The sequence below is a fragment of the Pseudomonas sp. Bc-h genome, assembly GCF_002080045.1.
Taxonomy (GTDB): domain Bacteria; phylum Pseudomonadota; class Gammaproteobacteria; order Pseudomonadales; family Pseudomonadaceae; genus Aquipseudomonas.
Genome location: NZ_MUIN01000003.1, coordinates 174,885 through 190,804, shown reverse-complemented (window position 1 = coordinate 190,804; position 15,920 = coordinate 174,885). Strand labels below are relative to the sequence as shown.

Genomic DNA, 15,920 nt, shown 5'->3' with positions numbered 1-15,920 from the left:
TTCTTGAACGTCGCTCCCGAAAACGAGCGCAGACGGAGGTAAACGATGCGAGCAATCTGGCTGCCCGTGCGGCTGGCGTTGGTGCTGTTGGCGGTGTCGTCGAGTCAGGCGTGGGCGGAGTCCTGTGTGGTTCACAGTCAGGCCGAGCGGCTTGATGTAAAAGTCTGTCAGGAAAATTTGAACATCCCGCCCGATCTGTTTCACGACGGCTTCTGCAAACCCCAACTCAAGGATCAGAAGGTCGAAGTAACCTACATGGAACAGTGCCCGACCGGCTCATTCGGCCAGTGCAGCAACGCGCAAGTCGCCAATATGCCTTATCGGCAGAACATTCACTATTACGGCGTGGCGAGCGATGCAGCCTTTCTCAAACCGTTTTGCGAACAGCAAAGCAAGGGTGTGTGGAAGGCGCAGTGAGGCGCAGCGGCGGGTCAGGCCACCTCGCCGTACCAATCACCAAACGGATCGGCCAGTTGGCCCCAACCCTCGACGCCGATAGCCATCTCCGCATCGTTTAGCAGACAACCATCAAGATCAGCCGTCAGTTGTTCGAAGTCGATGTTCTGGCCGATGAACACCAGTTCCTGACGGCAATCGCCGGTCTGCGCCAACCAGTTCCGCATGATCACTTGGGTGCTTTCTTCATCCTGCGGCCAGTGCGCCCTGGGCACGAAGCGCCACCATCGGCCAGCAAACCCGTGACGCATCAATCCACCCGCCTGTGACCAGCTCCCAGCGTCCTGATGTTTGCTCGCCAGCCAGAAGAAACCTTTGGAGCGCAGCAGCTTGCCATTGGTCCATGGCTGGTTGATGAAGTCGAAGAAGCGCTGCGGATGAAACGGCCGGCGCGCCCGATACGCCGTCGAAGCGATGCCGTACTCCTCGCTTTCCGGCGTGTGTTCGCCGCGTAGCTCCTTGAGCCAGCCCGGCGCGTGGGCCGCGCGCTCGAAGTCGAATCGTCCGGTGTCGAGAATCTTGCCCAGCGGCACTGCCCCCATCACCATCGGCAGAATCTCGGCCTGGCTGTTCAACCGTTTCAGAATCGCCATCAGTTCCTGCCGCTCGCTGGAACTGATCAGGTCGATCTTGCTGATCAGGATCACGTCGGCGAATTCGACTTGTTCGATGAGCAGATCGGTGATGGAACGCTCGTCGTCTTCACCCAACGTTTCGCCGCGAGTGTCCAGACTTTCGGCGGCTTGATAGTCCTGCAGAAAATTCAGGCCATCGACCACCGTCAACATCGTGTCGAGCCGCGCGATGTCGGCGAGACTCTGTCCCGACTCGTCGCGAAAAGTGAAGGTTTCAGCCACTGGAAGCGGTTCTGAAATGCCGGTGGACTCGATCAACAGATAATCGAAGCGGCCGTCATTGGCCAGGCGGCTGACCTCCTCCAGCAGGTCTTCGCGCAGCGTGCAGCAAATGCAGCCGTTGCTCATTTCCACGAGCTTTTCTTCGGCGCGATTGAGGCTGACGTCACGCTGCACCTCGCCCCCGTCGATGTTGATTTCGCTCATGTCGTTGACGATGACAGCCACGCGCAGATTCTCACGATTGCGCAGGACATAATTGAGCAGCGTACTTTTGCCGGCACCGAGAAAGCCGGACAGGACAGTAACGGGGAGGCGGTTCATGGAGGTCTCATCAGGTAGCAGGTTCATGTGCTTTTTACGTTATAGTATAACAACACAAACCTGCTAACACTTTTTACAAGGTCAGCTCGATGGTCAGGGTTCTGAAGGTTTTCCTGGGGTTTTGCCTGCTGCTGAGTACGCAGGTGTTTGCCTCGCCGCCATCGCCGAAGCTGGGTCAGGCGCTGTGTACACGCAGCGCGAACCTATTGGCGTGCATCGACGCTTATGACAACAGCTACAGCGTGGCGATGTCGGGCACGACGATGTATCTGCGCGGCTACGAAAGCGCGGACAAACGCCGCTGGGCGCAAACCAACAGCCGCTACGGCTCGATGACGTTTTTCACAGGACTGGCCTCGGATGGCGAGGCGTGGGTGGGGTATATCCAGAAGGTCGGGTGGACGACGATCAGCCGGGTGTCCAGCTCCAGCGGCAGCCGGAGCAAGATCACCTGTAGCCGCGTGACGGGCTGCCGTTAAACAACGGCCTGTTCGGCTGCCTTCTGTTCCTGTCGCCAGGCGATGAACGAACCTGCCGGAGGATTGCGCTCGAAGTAGGTCTTCATGCCATCGAAAAGGCCATCCGCCACGGCCTGCTGGTGGCGTGCAGTGACCAGCCGCTGGCTGTCGCGGCTGTTGGAGATGAAACCGGTCTCCACCAGAATCGATGGCACGTCCGGTGACTTCAGCACCGCAAAACCGGCTTGTTCTACGCGCTTCTGATGCAGCGTGGTGACGCCTTCCAGGCTGCCGAGCACCGTGTGACCCAGTTGCAGACTCGCAGCGATGGTCGCGTTCATCGACATGTCGAGAATCACGCCAGCCAGCATCGGGTCCTTGTCCTTGAGGTTTAGCAGGCTGGTGGCACCGATCAGGTCGGCGCCGTTCTCGCGCTGCGCCATGAAACGCGCGGTCGCCGAGGTAGCGCCGTTCTCCGACAAGGCAAACACCGATGCCCCCGACGCCGTCAGCCGTGGAGCAGCATCAGCGTGAACGGAGATGAACATATCGGCATTGTATTTGCGGGCGATGTCCACGCGTTTGCGCAGAGGTACGAAGAAGTCATCGTTACGCACAAGACGCACATCGAAACCTTTCTCGCGCTTCAGGCGCTTGGCCAGCAACTGCGCGATGGACAGCACCACGTCTTTCTCGCGCTCGCCTTTCGAACCAATCGCGCCGGGGTCTTTGCCGCCATGTCCGGCATCGACGACCACCATGATGTCGCGCTTGGGGTGATTCTTATCGATGACCGGCGCGGGCGGCTCTTTCATAAGGGGAGCAGCAACGGCAGCCAGTTGCACGGGGGGATGCGCAACAGCCTCATGGCCCAGATCGATCACCAGCCGGTTACCCTGAGAACCTTCAGGCCCCAGAAGGAAGCTGTTGAGCTGCACCGGTGAGGCGAGATCCAGCACGATGCGAGTATCGCCCTGCCCAAAGTGCCCGGAGCGAATCGCCTTGATCGGCGTGTTCTCCAGCGCCAGTTCCGGGAAATTGCCTTCCAGCCGGGCGCCGCTGACATCAATGATGATGCGTTCAGGGGCGCTGAGGGTGAAGGTTTTGTATTGCACCGGGCCGCTGAGATCGAAGACCAGTCGTAGCTTGTTGTCGGAACGCCACAATCGCGCGTTACGGATCTGAGCAGCGTTGACGGAGAAAGGGAGCGCGAAGGCGGCGCTGGCCAAAAGCATATTGAGCAGCATTTGACGTCGGTGCATGACACGTTCCGAAAAAGATGAGCATCCTGGCTCTGATAGACATGACATTGTTAGTAACAATATAACATGCCGATCAAGCGACATAGATGAAGCTTTTTACAGAAACGCCTGGAATTTTAAGACGTAAATCAAAGGTAAAGAGCAAAAACCTCATGTGAAACAAGAGCATGTTCCACGTGGAACACACGTGAGGCTAAAGCGGGGAAATGTAAACGCCCCGGCAGGCGAGGCGTTCGGACAAACGGTAGATCAGGTTCTTGGCTTCACGGTGCCGCAGTCCTTCCCCAGCCATACGGCTTTGGTATCCATGCTGCCGTTCTGCTGCTGGCCAGTCGCATTAAACGAACCGATCACATGAGTATTGAAGGCGCGATCACTGAGGAACTGCGCAGTGCCCGTGCCTTGCGCACGTGGGCAGCTGAACTTGAACTTCCAGGTCGGACCATTCCGATCGGTGATCTGCTGAGTGCAGCCAGTCTTTGGATCGGTCAGCGGGATCTGCTCGTTTTTCACCTGTTCCGGTGTGAGGCATACCCGGACCCCCTGACCGCCCAAGGTAATACCTTGTTTTGCCAGCATTTGTTCCATTGCCGCGCGCTGCTGCGGCGCCATCATTTGCAGCTGGGCGAGCATGACTTGCATGTCCGGCATCTGCTGGCCGTCGACCTGCATGTTGCTCGAGGTCAGCTCCCACAAACCGGGCTGCAGCACTTGCGCTTGAGCGAAGGGCGCAGCCAGACAAACCATCAACGCCAATACGCGCTTTTTCATGAATCTGATTTCCTTTTTGCTCTGAGGCAGTTTGAACACGGCACTTTCAGGCCATCTGACGATGACGCTTAGACGACGAATCGGGTTAACCAGTTGCACCCTGAATAAAATAGCGACAATCCCCGCGTACTGTGGTCTGTTAGACACCAATATGCCTAAAGCACAAGGTTGCGCATGGATTATCACAGCCCGTATTTCTTTGGCTATTTGCTGGGCTTCACCCACTTGCTGGGCATCGTAGCAGCGATTCATGCCTTGCTGACGGTGCGCACTGCACAAGGCTCCATCGCCTGGGCGATGCCGCTGATTTTCATCCCCTATATCACGCTCATTCCTTACCTTGTGTTTGGCCGCAGCACGTTCGACGCCTACATCAAGGCGCGACGGCAGGCCAACAACGAGATGCGCAACGCCATCGTCGATTTCAACTGGAAGCCCTGGATCGAAGAAGCTGTCGCTGCTAGACGCTCGGACGCCTACGCGTCATTGCGCGCCATGCCGAAGCTGGGCCGCATGCCGTGCCTGGCCAACAACGAGGTAAAGCTGCTGATTAACGGTGACGCGACATTCACCGCGATATTCGACGCGATTCGCGCGGCGAAGCGTGTGGTGTTCGTGCAGTTCTTCATCATTCATGACGACGATCTGGGGCGCCGATTGCAATCGCTGTTACTGGAGAAGGCGGCCGAGGGCGTCGAGATCTTCGTGCTGTACGACCGCATCGGCAGCCACGCATTGCCCGCCAGCTATGTGCAAAAACTCAGGGCAGGCAATGTGCAGATCAAAGCCTTCGCCACTCGTGGGGGTTGGCTCAATCGCTTTCAGGTCAATTTCCGCAACCACCGCAAGATCGTTGTCGTGGACGGCATTAAAGGCTTCGTTGGCGGCCATAACGTTGGCGACGAATACCTGGGCCTCAAGCCTCCTCTTGCGCCTTGGCGAGATACGCATGTGGCGATCATCGGCCCCGTGGTGGCGTGCTTGCAAGAGTCGTTTGCCGAGGACTGGTTCTGGGCTACCCGCCAACTGCCACCGTTGATCCTGCCCGACAGTTACCCGGAAGACGGCGTGCTGTGCCAGTTCCTGGCGACCGGTCCTGCCGACGCACAAGAAACCTGCTCGCTGTTTTTTGTCGAAGCGATTCACGCTGCTACCACGCGGGTGTGGATCACGACCCCTTATTTCATTCCGGATGAGGCGGTATCAGCTGCCTTGCGGCTTGCAGTGCTGAGGGGGGTCGACGTGCGCCTGCTGTTGCCTTCGCGTCCAGACCATTACACCGTGTATGCCGCGTCGAGTCTGTTCGCGTTCGAAGCCGTGCGCGCCGGGGTGCGGATGTTCCGCTATCAGCCCGGTTTCCTGCATCAGAAGGTGGTGCTGGTGGACAACGAGATTTCAGCGATTGGCAGCGCCAATCTCGACAACCGCTCGTTCCGCCTGAACTTCGAATTGATGCTGCTGACCGTGGACGAAGACTTCGCCAGGGAAGTGGAGGCGATGCTCAGCGACGACTTCGCCCAGGCAAAGGAAATCTCCATCGAAGACAGCAAGGAGACCCATCATTTGCAGCAGTTGGGGATGCGCGTGGCGCGGTTGATTTCACCGATTCTTTGAGGCGCGGCCCATCACTCTGTAGCCGTCCGGCTTGCCGACGGTAGCGATTTCAAATTCGCCACCGCCGGCAAGCCGGACGGCTACAGGACCCCACAAGAGCCACTCAGGCGTAAAGATCATCCCGAGTCAGCGGCAAGTCATGGCTGCCATCGGCTCGCGCCTTCACGGCCAGGATCTGGTGCAGGTTGATCCAGCCCTTGGAGAACGCATACGCGCAGCCAGCCAGGTACAGACGGAAGATCCTCAGCGCCTGCTCAGGCACCATCGCCGCCGCCACATCTAGCTTCTCTTCCAGGCGCGTACTCCAGTGATCCAGCGTCTTGGCGTAGTGCAGACGCAGACTTTCCACGTCGACCACTTCCAGTCCCGCCTCACTGATGAACCCGCTGATCATCGCCAGATGCGGCAACTCGCCGTTGGGGAACACGTAGCGGTCGATGAAGTCGCCCGCACCTCGCCCAACCGGACGGCCATCTGTGTGCTTGGCGGTGATGCCATGGTTCATCACCAGGCCGCCCTCCTTCACCGCCCCGAACAAGCACTTGGCGTACAAATCCAGGTTGGCGTGACCAACGTGCTCGAACATGCCGACGCTGACTACCTTGTCGAAGCGACCATCCTGGGGCAGGTCGCGGTAGTCAAGCAATTGCAGCTCGACGCGATCCTCCAGTCCTTCGGCTTTTACACGTTCCTGCGCCAGCGCCAATTGCTCGCGACTGAGCGTGATGCCGAAGACTTTCACGCCGTACTCGCGGGCAGCGAAGCGGGACAACCCGCCCCAGCCGCAGCCGACATCGAGCAGATACTCGCCGGGTTTCAGGCGCAGCTTGCGACACAGGTGATGGAATTTGTCCTGCTGAGCCTGTTCCAGCGTTTCATTGCCGGTCTTGAAGTACGCGCAAGAATAGACCATTTCCTGGTCCAGCCACAGCTGGTAGAACGCATTGGACAGGTCGTAGTGGTAGGAGATCGACTTGGCGTCGGTTTCCTTGTCGTGTTCCGTGCGGACCGGGACGACTTCCTCGTCTTCGTCCACCAGCGCGGCCGTCAACTCGTCACAGACGCGCATCACTTCGCTGATCGAGCCTTCCAGTTCCAGCCGCCCTTCCACGAAGGCGCTGCCCAGAAGGTCGAGGCTGGGATGCGAGAAGTCGGAAACCAGTGAAGGGTCTTTGACGACGATGGTGACGCTGGGATCAGTACCCAGATCGAACGCATTGCCGTCCCAGAGTTTGAGTCGCAGTGGTAAGTGAAGCTTCTGTAACGCCGGTGGAAGTTGCGCGAGCATTGAGAAAACCCCCTGATCCAGAAACACGGAAAAGGGTAGTCCAAAACCGGCTCCGGAGCAGGAACCGTCAGGCTATCGGCTTTTATGAACGACGACGATGAACCTGAATACGGGTACTTCCATGCGCCCCAGGGTTCGAGCCAATTTGAAGCCTGCGATGGAGCACCCTCTCATGACTGATTGGTAATTTGTTACAGAGTTCTTCAAAGCTCAAGCAAAATTTTATACTTAGCGGACCCTCTAGCCCGGCGCTTTCAGGGAAAGCGCCAAATTCAAAGACTTAGGAAGGATTGTGAAATTTTGCGATGGGCTCGTGAAAGCGCAGGAGACGACCCGCGTTGCCAAGGACCAGCAATGTGCTGAGGTTGTGCAATATCGCAGCGATCATTGCGCCCGCAGCACCGAGCACGCCAAAAGCAGCCAGGGCGACTATCGCCAGAGTCCAGCCCAGCCCGATGATCACATTGACCTGCAAGGTGTGGCGGCACTGTCGGCTCAACCGCACGCAGGTGCCAAGGCGGCGCAGGTCGCTGCCAATCAGCACGATGTCAGCGGACGCCAGCGCAATATCCGCCCCGCCCGCACCCATGGCGACCCCGACCACACCGGCTTTCAAAGCCAGTGAGTCGTTGATGCCGTCGCCCACCACCATCGGCCGGAAGCCATTCTTGATCTCGCCCATGACGCGATTCAGCTTGTCCTCGGGCAGCGCCTGAGCGTGGATGTCGCTGATACCGACCTCATGACCCAGGCTGTCAGCCACGCTTTGGCGGTCGCCGGTCAGCAGCAGCTGACGCCCCATGCCCAGCTCACGCAGTTCGCTCAAGGCCTGACGCGCTTCGGGTTTGAGACTGTCGGCCAGCAGCAGCCAGGCGAGGAAAACACCATCGACCGAGAGCCCTGCAATAGGGCCGTCGTGGTTCGGAACCGGCGACGTCTGGATTCCCAGTTGCGCGAATAATTCGGGACGTCCCAACGCCGCTTCGCCACGAGCAGTCTGCGCAACGACGCCCAGACCCTGACGCTCGCGGATATCTTCCAGCGCCAGCAGATGATCTTTCTCCACCAACCCCGCGAGAGCACGGCTGACGGGGTGACTGCTGGCCGCGCCAAGGCTCGCCGCCAGCGCAATCACCTCATCGCCAGCGCCCTCCTCGGCCTGCACCGATTGCAATCGCAGGCTGCCGTAGGTCAGTGTGCCGGTCTTGTCGACGACCAGCGAAGTCAGGTCCGCCAACTCTTCGAGAAACGCCGAGCTGCGGATCAGAATGCCGTGGCGTGCGGCCACCGCGATCCCGGCAATCGCCGTCGCGGGCGCGGACAGCACCAGCGCACAAGGACAGGCCGCCACCAGCACCGCGAGCATCGCTTGCGCGTTGTTGGTGATGAACCAGGTCACGGCTGCGATCAGCAACACCAGCACCATGTAACTGCCTGCGTAACGTTCCAGCAGGCGAGTGATGGGTGGCTTCGAACGTTCGGCGCTCTGCATCAGCGCGATGACCTTGCCCAACGTCGACTCGTTACCAATGCGCGTCACTTCAATGCGCAGCAGTCCGTCGAGGTTGATCGCACCACCGAACACTTCCATGCCCGCGCGGGCCTCCAGCGGTACCGACTCACCCGTGATTGGTGCAGTGTCGAGACTCGCCTGGCCGGACATCACCAGACCGTCGGCGGGCACCCTGTCACCGGCGCGCACTTCAACCCGGTCACCGGCAACCAGCGAGCCGTTGTCGACTTCGCGAATCGAGCCGTCCGCGGTAATCAGGCGTGCGTGGCTGCGGGTCAACTTGCCCAAAGCCTGAATCGCTTCCTGAGAGCCGATGACGCTACGCTCTTCCAGCACGTGACCAAAGATCATGATGATCGGCAGCAATGCGGCAGTCATCAGGTCTCCCGTGGCCCAGGCACCTAGCATGGCCAGCGCAATCAGTTGATCAGTGATGCCATGCAGGCTGGGGTAACGCAGGCTGTGCCAACCAGCGCTGACCACGGGAATCGCTACCAGTAGGGAGGCGGCGCCGAGCAGCAATTGGCTGACGCCGACTTGTTCGGGCGCAAAAAAACGCCAGACCAACCCCAGCGCCAGCAAGCCCAGAGCAAGCATCGCCATGGTCAGTTGTCGCGCAGCGCTGCGTTGCTCGGTGCTGGTCAGCATGCTGCCCGGCGCGGGCGCATCGCTGTGACCGTGGTCATGATCGTGAGCATGGGTGTGTGCAACTTCGCCACTCATTTGTCGGCTCCCTGAATGATCAGGCGTGAATCGTCATGGGGATCAACCGTCGTCACAGAACCCGCCTGCTTGAGAATGGCCGGGACACGCTCGCGATAGATGCGCAGCAGCAAGCCCGGGTCGCTCTTGTTCTGAATCGACTGGGCAAGACCTGTGACGGCAGCGGTGTCGGTCTGGGCTTTCGCCAGCCGTTCCGATGCCTGAGCATGGGCGACCTGCAAGGTGCGATCAGACTGCTGATTGGCGGTCTGGCTGACCTTCTCGGCATCGGTGCGCGCGTTGGCTACCGCCTGATCGGCTTGCTGGCTGGCGGTGAGCACGGCATTGAACGCGTTGACCGCAGCGGCAGGCAGACTCGACTGTACGTCCACCCGAACCACTTCAACGCCCAGGCCCACGCCGGTCTTCGCCAGATCGTCGAGGCGCTTGTTGATGCCTTGCACCAGGTCGCCCCGCAAGCGTTCACGACGTTCGGCAGACTGACTGTCCGAACCCACCAACTCAGGACGCGCCACCAGAATAGTGTCCAGGTCGCGCGCCGCCGTGAGGCTGACGGCGCTGCGATTGACCAGACGATCCAGCGCTGGCAGCACATGCTCGCCCTGCAGCACAAACTCACGAGGGTCGGTGACCCTGTAGTACGCAGTCACATCCAGCTGTACGACACCAGCGTCGCCTGTCAGCAGATAACCGGAGCCAGCCAGCGCGTCGCTCATCGGCGTGGCAAAGCTGGTGACCTTGTCGGCCGCCAAGGCGGTCGGGGAACGCAGCAGGGTTTCCACATGGCGCTCGATCACGCGATCCGCCGATGGCAGCAATACCACCTGTTCGAACGGCTGCGGCCAGGCCATCAGCAAGCCTGCATTCTGCACACGATCCAGCTCGCCGAAACGAAACACGACCGCTCGGTTCTGAGGGTCGATCTGCCGGACATTGGACACCGCCCAACCGAGCGCAGCCAGCAACGTGACGGCGTACAGACCCAAAAACGCCAGGCGACTGGCTTGCAGCCACGGGCTGTTCACCACCGGACGCTCGATCTGCGTCGAGTCCTGTTCACTCATGGCTGCGTTCCAGGCTTGCCATCCGGCTTTCCGTCCAGCTGAGGCGGACCGTCAACCAGTACGCGGAACGGCGCGGCATCGGTACGCAGAATCAGCTTGGTGGTCGGACCGACGACCGTGCCGAGGGTGTCCAGTGAGCGCAGCAAGTTGTACAGCTGCGGTGAGCTGGCGTAGGCGCGGCCGTAGATCAGCGCGGCTTCGACTCGGGATTGCGCCTCGATATCGGCGGCTTTCACCGTGGCATCCGCCTCGACGATTCGAGCATCACGCTCGGCAGCGGAGCGAATCTGCGCTGCCTCACGCTTGCCTATGGCGGTGCGTTCGGTGGCGATGGTTTCACGCTCGGCACGCATGCGGTCAACGGTGGCGTTGAGGGTCACCGATGGCAGTGTCAGACGCTCGACACCCACTTGCAGGACGCGTACGCCGTAAGTGGTCAGCAGTTGCTTGTCGATCTGCTGACGCAGCTGGTCTTCGAAATCAGCGATGCGCACCTGATTGGCGTCGGTGTTGATCAGGCTCGACAGGTCGAAGCTGGCGGCCGTGGTTTCCAGCGCCGAACCGACGAAGGTGCGGATCTGCCGCGCCGCTTCGTCAGGCTGGTTCTGCACAGCGCGCATGAAGCGTTTCACGTTGTCGGGGTCGCCCTGTACCTGCCAGGCGACATAGGCCTGAACGATGATCCGCAGGCCGTCGCGGGTGCCGACGTCCTGCAGACCGCTCGACGTCGTGCGCAGGCGCAGGTCCACAGGAATGGCCGCTTCGAACGGCGCAGGCCAGCGCCAGCTCAGACCAGGGTCGAGCAATACCCGAGAAGGATTGCCGAAGCGAGTGACGACTGTGGCCTCCCCGGAGCGCACCTGCACCAGGCTCGCGGCCGCGACCGCAAAGGCGATCAGCACTGCTGCCAGCGAAGCACGACGCCACGGGAAACCCACCGGTGCCGATGCCTCACCATGGTGGTGACCGTGATGATGACCGTGGCCGCCGTGGTCGTGGCCGGAATGATCGTGGTTATGAAACAGACTCAAGGGACGACTCCTTATTCAGCCGATGGCTGTTCAGCTGACTTGGGCGACGCCGACGGGTCGACCGGGAGGGTAAATGAACGCAGATCGATGGTGGGCGCGCTTGTGCCCCCCAAACGGTGATCCAGAACCAGCAACTTGGCGTGGGTCATGCCCAGGGTCAGCTGGCTCAGGTACTGCTCGAGCAGAAACGCCTGACCGGCCTTGGCATAGCCCTGTTGTTCAGCCGTGAAGCGCAGGTCCGCGCCTTGCGCGGTTGCCATGGTCTCGCGGGAATTGGCTGCGGCCTGATCGTGAGCGATGCTGGCGTGCAGTTGCGCCAGGTTGGCCTTGTCCGCTGCCGCGCCTCGCTCTCGGGAGATCAACGCCTGAGCGCTGATCTGCGCAGCCTGCACCGCGTGATAAGCGTTGGCAGCGCCCGCTGGAGGGTGAATCGATTCGACTACGGTGGCGAGGATTTCCACCCCGCTGTCGAGTTTCTTGAGGTCACGCTGTACCGCGTCGCCAATGTCGGCGGCGAGATCGGTGCGCTGTTCGCCGAGCAGTTCGTCGAGGGTGCGCGATGCAAAATCATGAACCAGCACGCGGCTGGCGGTGCTGCGAATCAGGCTCGGAATGTCCGCGCTGTTGTAGGTCGCAGCCATCGCCGCCTCGTCCGAGAGACCGACGCGATACACGAAGCGCACGTCCATGTTGACGATCTGGAAGCTCTGTTTGTCGCCCGAACCGCTGGCAATGACCTGGGATTTATCGTTGATGTGCGTCGCGTCCCACAGCCGGTTGGCGACGGCCGGCGGCGGCCCTTCGGCGGGATCGAGAGCCTGCTCGCTGGTGGCACCTTCGGACACGCTGGTGGCCAGTTCATGCACCACGCCATTCTCGACCGCCAGCATGGTCCCGAACGGCCATGGCAAACCGGCATGCAAACCAGGCCCCATGACTTCCACCGGCTTGCCGAAACGCTCATAGATACCGCGCCCCTGCATTGGAATCTCATGCACGCCGCTGAGCGCCCAGCCCAACGCGACGATCACCGCCAGCACCGGCAGGAACGCCCGGCGCATGTAGGTAAACGCCCAGATTTGCCGCAGGTCGATGCCGAAACGATTGTGCAATTCGTTTTGCAGCGCCATCAGCGGGCGCGGCGGCCAGCGCAGCAAACCGGCAACGAAGCTGCTGGCCACCATGCGCGGTTCAAGCCGTTCATTGCGCGGGCTGAAGATCGACAGCAGCGCCCGAATGAAAAGCTCGAGCGCAACGAGCCCTGGCAACAGGCCGATCAACACTGCCAATCGAGCTGGCCAGACCCGATCCACGGATGAGAAGAACAGGCAGAACGCCGCGATCACCAAGGTGCCTATGGCCACGCGAGTGATCTGCGCCAGCTGTTCGGCTTCGGGCCAGCTGGCTTCGGATTCATTACTGAACTGGCGCTCCAGGACCAGCAGACCGAAGCCGATCAACAACAACAGGCCGCCGACAATACTGCCGACCAGGCCGACGTCGCTGCCGATCAGGCCCATGTTCCAGATCATCGAGATGCTGATCAGCGCCAGCAATACCCAGCCTGCCAGCCAGAAGACCGGCGCGCCGATCTGGCCGACCATTGAGGTTCCGGCCCCGCCGATACGCCCCAGCAAACGGTCGTACCACCCTTGCTCGTCGGCTTCGACAGTCTCGTCCGCGTTCGCGGCCAACGCGTCGTCGGGAGCGATCACCCGCGCGCGCCAAAGCGCTACGACTTGAGCCGACTGCAACGCCGATGCGAGCACCAGCAAACTGGCCGCGCTGTTGGTCAGCACGGCCGTCCAGAGTGAATTGGGAGAGAACAGGTCGACAAAAAGCGACACCACAAGGCCAAGCACACCCATGGAGCCCAGCACGTAGGTCAACCGCGACAGGCGACGGGCCTGTAAATTCGCGCGCTGAAACCTTGGAAGGCTGGCAGGTGCTGCCCCTTCAACATCCAGATCAACCCGCATCGACACTCCAGAAACTGTTGAACGCTGTAGTCATCACCCATCCTGTCCGCTTCATGAGGCATGCTTTTCAACACGCCAATCCACTGTTTTACGGGGCGTTACGATATAACAGAAGTGGTGAAATTTTCGTCCGCTAATTGCAGGCGGACATGACGAATTATTCACTCAGACAGCCCGCAGACAGGTTAGCGCCTCACGGCAGGCGCAGGTCGGCAAGCTCGGGTGACTACAAGTGGTCCGCGCCGGTTTTACTGTCGGGCAGGGCCAACCTTCTTGCACTATGCTCCCAGAAAGTTATCCACAGGGAGCCACCCTGCGATGATGCCGACCCTGTTCAAGACCTGGCTGCAAAAACTCATGCGTCCGCTGGCCAGGCTTTTGTTCGATGATGGCGTACGTGCCATTCATGTGACGTCGTGTGCAGGACTCATTTCGGTGGCTGTTGGAGTACTGGTTGCCGCGTTTGCGTTTCATCCCTGGGTCTTTGTACTGGTTCCGATCTGGATGATCTTCCGCATGCTGTTCAATGCCGTAGTAGCCGTGCTCATCAGCGAGTTCGGTCAGCATTCACGGCTGGGCACATGCGCTCATGAACTGAGCCGCGTGGTGGCCGAGACCGCCCTGTTCCTGCCTTTTGCGGTCATTCCAAAAGTCAGCATGCTGCTGGTTCTGACCGTGACTCTGTTGGCGATTTTCAGCGAATTCGCGGGGCTGCTCGGCCCGCTGATCAAGGCTTCACGACGCCGTGACGGCCCAATGACCAGTAACCTTCGCCTCTTGTGTTTTGGGATATTCGGCGCAGGAATCGGCTCAGGGTACGTGCTCACTGCACCGATCAACATCGCCTTGGCTGTGATCACGGTTTTGCTGCTACTGACCATCATCACGCGTATTCGCAAGGCTGTGTTGGAGGTCACCAAGCCTGCCCCAATTCCCCCAGCCAAGGTTTATGCACAGGAGTGAATTCGACTGTTTCAACAGCTTTACGCACAACCTGCCAACACGTTATCCACATCCTGCTTCCTGGTTTTTGCCCCCCTTGAAAAGCATAGCGCTTGACCTCAAATCCTTCCCGAGAAGATATTACGATCATAATTTCAATCCCCGGATGTCTTTCGGGACATTTTCGGAGAGAGGTCTACGCTTCCCTCCACTGTCGATTTTTCCTTAAGGAGTGCGCTCATGAGTCATTACGACGTTGTCATCATCGGAGGCGGGCCCGGCGGCTACAACGCCGCCATTCATGCCGGCCAGAGAGGTCTGAAAGTCGCCTGTGTAGAGGGTAGAGATACGCTGGGTGGCACTTGTTTGAACGTCGGCTGTATCCCGTCCAAATCACTGCTGCATGCGTCCGAGCTGTTCGAAGCGGCGGCAGGTGAGGAGTTCAAGAAGCTGGGGATTGAGGTCACCCCGACGTTGAATCTGGCGCAGATGATGGCGCAGAAGGCCGAAAGCGTAACGGGCCTGACCAAGGGCATCGAGTTTCTGTTTCGCAAGTACAAGGCCGAATGGATCAAGGGCTGGGGACGCATAGCAGGCCCAGGCAAGGTCGTCGTCAAGGACGCCAGCGGCGCGGAAACCGAACTGACCGCCAAGGACATCATCATCGCCACCGGGTCCGAACCGACTCCGCTGCCGGGCGTGACCATCGACAACAAACGCATCCTTGACTCCACCGGAGCGCTGTCCCTGAGCGAAGTGCCCAAGCACCTGGTGGTGATTGGCGCGGGCGTGATCGGCCTGGAGCTGGGTTCTGTATGGCGACGTCTGGGGGCGAAAGTTACCGTGGTTGAATTCCTCGACCATGTCGCCCACGGTTCGGATCTGGAAACCGGCAAGACCTTGCACCGTTCGCTGTCTCGCCAGGGCATGAACTTCAAGCTCAGCTCCAAGGTGACTTCAGCGATTGCCAGCGAAAACGGCGTCAGCCTCAGCGTTGAACCCGCAGCAGGCGGTGAAGCGGAGGTGATCGAAGCGGACTACGTGCTGGTGTCCATCGGCCGGCGGCCTGTGACAAAAGATCTAGGCCTTGAAACAGTGGGCCTGGAAGTCGACAAACGCGGCGCTCTGGCCAACAAGGGCCATCGCACGGCAGTGGACGGAATCTGGGTAATCGGCGACGTGACTTCAGGGCCGATGCTGGCGCATAAGGCCGAAGACGAGGCTGCGGTGTGCGTGGAGCGTATCGTCGGCAAGAAGGGCGAGCTCAACTACAACCTGATCCCCAACGTGATTTACACCTGGCCGGAACTGGCAAGCGTCGGTAAAACCGAGGAGCAGTTGAAGGAAGAAGGCCGCGCATACAAGGTCGGAAAATTCCCGTTCAGCGCCAACAGCCGCGCCAAGGTCAACCACGAGGCCGACGGTTTCGCCAAGGTACTGGCCGATGAGAAAACCGACGAGATTCTCGGTGTGCACCTGGTGGGGCCAAGCGTCAGCGAGATGATCGCAGAGTACTGCGTGGCCATGGAGTTTGCAGCGTCAGCAGAAGACGTCGCTTTGACCTGCCATCCCCATCCGACTCGCTCCGAGGCGTTGCGCCAAGCGGCAATGGCCGTTGGCGGGCACACCACGCAGGCGTAG

The 15,920-nt window shown here is 60.1% G+C and carries 13 protein-coding genes; 5 read left to right on the top strand and 8 right to left on the bottom strand.

Going from position 1 to position 15,920, the window contains the following annotated elements:
• Positions 1–45: 45 nt before the first annotated feature.
• A complete protein-coding gene (locus BWR59_RS05610) occupies positions 46–417 on the top strand; it encodes an NADH:ubiquinone oxidoreductase (protein WP_081564657.1) in 372 nt (123 codons plus the stop codon).
• A gap of 14 nt (positions 418–431) precedes the next feature.
• Here BWR59_RS05610 and zigA read toward each other — a convergent pair whose 3' ends face one another.
• Entirely contained in the window at positions 432–1,634 is a 1,203-nt protein-coding gene (zigA, locus tag BWR59_RS05605; RefSeq protein WP_081564656.1) for a zinc metallochaperone GTPase ZigA, read from the bottom strand.
• 89 nt (positions 1,635–1,723) lie between these two features.
• Between zigA and BWR59_RS05600 the strand changes: the two genes are divergently transcribed.
• Positions 1,724–2,113, top strand: coding sequence for a glutamine synthetase (locus BWR59_RS05600; protein WP_081564655.1), 390 nt, complete (start codon positions 1,724–1,726; stop codon positions 2,111–2,113).
• Here BWR59_RS05600 and BWR59_RS05595 read toward each other — a convergent pair.
• Together BWR59_RS05595 and BWR59_RS05590 are read right to left on the bottom strand one after the other, a co-directional pair.
• Positions 2,110–3,354, bottom strand: coding sequence for an N-acetylmuramoyl-L-alanine amidase (locus tag BWR59_RS05595; RefSeq protein WP_081564654.1), 1,245 nt, complete (start codon positions 3,352–3,354; stop codon positions 2,110–2,112). The genes BWR59_RS05600 and BWR59_RS05595 overlap by 4 nt on opposite strands.
• A 249-nt stretch (positions 3,355–3,603) precedes the next feature.
• The gene (locus BWR59_RS05590; protein ID WP_081564886.1) at positions 3,604–4,125 is read right to left on the bottom strand and encodes a DUF3617 domain-containing protein; all 522 of its coding nucleotides are present in this window, start codon (positions 4,123–4,125) and stop codon (positions 3,604–3,606) included.
• 174 nt (positions 4,126–4,299) lie between these two features.
• Between BWR59_RS05590 and cls the strand changes: the two genes are divergently transcribed.
• Complete coding sequence (cls, locus tag BWR59_RS05585; protein WP_081564653.1) at positions 4,300–5,739, top strand: cardiolipin synthase; 1,440 nt, start codon at positions 4,300–4,302, stop codon at positions 5,737–5,739.
• A 103-nt stretch (positions 5,740–5,842) separates the two neighbouring features.
• Here cls and cfaB read toward each other — a convergent pair whose 3' ends face one another.
• From cfaB to BWR59_RS05560, 5 genes are all read right to left on the bottom strand, one after another.
• Positions 5,843–7,027 (bottom strand): C17 cyclopropane fatty acid synthase CfaB, encoded by a 1,185-nt coding sequence (cfaB, locus tag BWR59_RS05580; protein ID WP_081564652.1) that lies wholly within the window; start codon positions 7,025–7,027, stop codon positions 5,843–5,845.
• 280 nt (positions 7,028–7,307) lie between these two features.
• On the bottom strand, positions 7,308–9,188 hold the full coding sequence (locus BWR59_RS05575; RefSeq protein WP_230981972.1) for a heavy metal translocating P-type ATPase: 1,881 nt from the start codon (positions 9,186–9,188) through the stop codon (positions 7,308–7,310).
• 71 nt (positions 9,189–9,259) lie between these two features.
• Positions 9,260–10,327, bottom strand: coding sequence for an SPFH domain-containing protein (locus BWR59_RS05570; protein WP_081564650.1), 1,068 nt, complete (start codon positions 10,325–10,327; stop codon positions 9,260–9,262).
• On the bottom strand, positions 10,324–11,358 hold the full coding sequence (locus BWR59_RS05565) for a protease modulator HflC (protein WP_081564649.1): 1,035 nt from the start codon (positions 11,356–11,358) through the stop codon (positions 10,324–10,326). The genes BWR59_RS05570 and BWR59_RS05565 overlap by 4 nt, the downstream gene beginning before the upstream one ends.
• Before the next feature lie 11 nt (positions 11,359–11,369).
• Positions 11,370–13,337, bottom strand: a complete 1,968-nt coding sequence (locus tag BWR59_RS05560) for a protease modulator HflK (protein WP_081564648.1) — start codon at positions 13,335–13,337, stop codon at positions 11,370–11,372.
• Positions 13,338–13,694: 357 nt separating this feature from the next.
• Here BWR59_RS05560 and BWR59_RS05555 point away from each other — a divergent pair, with 357 nt between their 5' ends.
• Together BWR59_RS05555 and lpdA are read left to right on the top strand one after the other, a co-directional pair.
• Positions 13,695–14,300, top strand: a complete 606-nt coding sequence (locus BWR59_RS05555; RefSeq protein WP_230981967.1) for a CDP-alcohol phosphatidyltransferase family protein — start codon at positions 13,695–13,697, stop codon at positions 14,298–14,300.
• Between the two features lie 219 nt (positions 14,301–14,519).
• Positions 14,520–15,920 (top strand): dihydrolipoyl dehydrogenase, encoded by a 1,401-nt coding sequence (gene lpdA / locus BWR59_RS05550; protein WP_081564647.1) that lies wholly within the window; start codon positions 14,520–14,522, stop codon positions 15,918–15,920.

What these genes read in the sequence shown, in the direction of transcription:
- zigA (WP_081564656.1), bottom strand. Translation starts at nt 1,634, where the DNA reads ATGAACCGCCTCCCCGTTACTGTCCTGTCCGGCTTTCTCGGTGCCGGC.
- BWR59_RS05590 (WP_081564886.1), bottom strand. Translation starts at nt 4,125, where the DNA reads ATGAAAAAGCGCGTATTGGCGTTGATGGTTTGTCTGGCTGCGCCCTTC.
- BWR59_RS05555 (WP_230981967.1), top strand. Translation starts at nt 13,695, where the DNA reads ATGCGTCCGCTGGCCAGGCTTTTGTTCGATGATGGCGTACGTGCCATT.
- BWR59_RS05610 (WP_081564657.1), top strand. Translation starts at nt 46, where the DNA reads ATGCGAGCAATCTGGCTGCCCGTGCGGCTGGCGTTGGTGCTGTTGGCG.
- cfaB (WP_081564652.1), bottom strand. Translation starts at nt 7,027, where the DNA reads ATGCTCGCGCAACTTCCACCGGCGTTACAGAAGCTTCACTTACCACTG.
- BWR59_RS05570 (WP_081564650.1), bottom strand. Translation starts at nt 10,327, where the DNA reads ATGAGTGAACAGGACTCGACGCAGATCGAGCGTCCGGTGGTGAACAGC.
- BWR59_RS05595 (WP_081564654.1), bottom strand. Translation starts at nt 3,354, where the DNA reads ATGCACCGACGTCAAATGCTGCTCAATATGCTTTTGGCCAGCGCCGCC.
- BWR59_RS05560 (WP_081564648.1), bottom strand. Translation starts at nt 13,337, where the DNA reads ATGCGGGTTGATCTGGATGTTGAAGGGGCAGCACCTGCCAGCCTTCCA.
- BWR59_RS05600 (WP_081564655.1), top strand. Translation starts at nt 1,724, where the DNA reads ATGGTCAGGGTTCTGAAGGTTTTCCTGGGGTTTTGCCTGCTGCTGAGT.
- cls (WP_081564653.1), top strand. Translation starts at nt 4,300, where the DNA reads ATGGATTATCACAGCCCGTATTTCTTTGGCTATTTGCTGGGCTTCACC.
- lpdA (WP_081564647.1), top strand. Translation starts at nt 14,520, where the DNA reads ATGAGTCATTACGACGTTGTCATCATCGGAGGCGGGCCCGGCGGCTAC.
- BWR59_RS05575 (WP_230981972.1), bottom strand. Translation starts at nt 9,188, where the DNA reads ATGCTGACCAGCACCGAGCAACGCAGCGCTGCGCGACAACTGACCATG.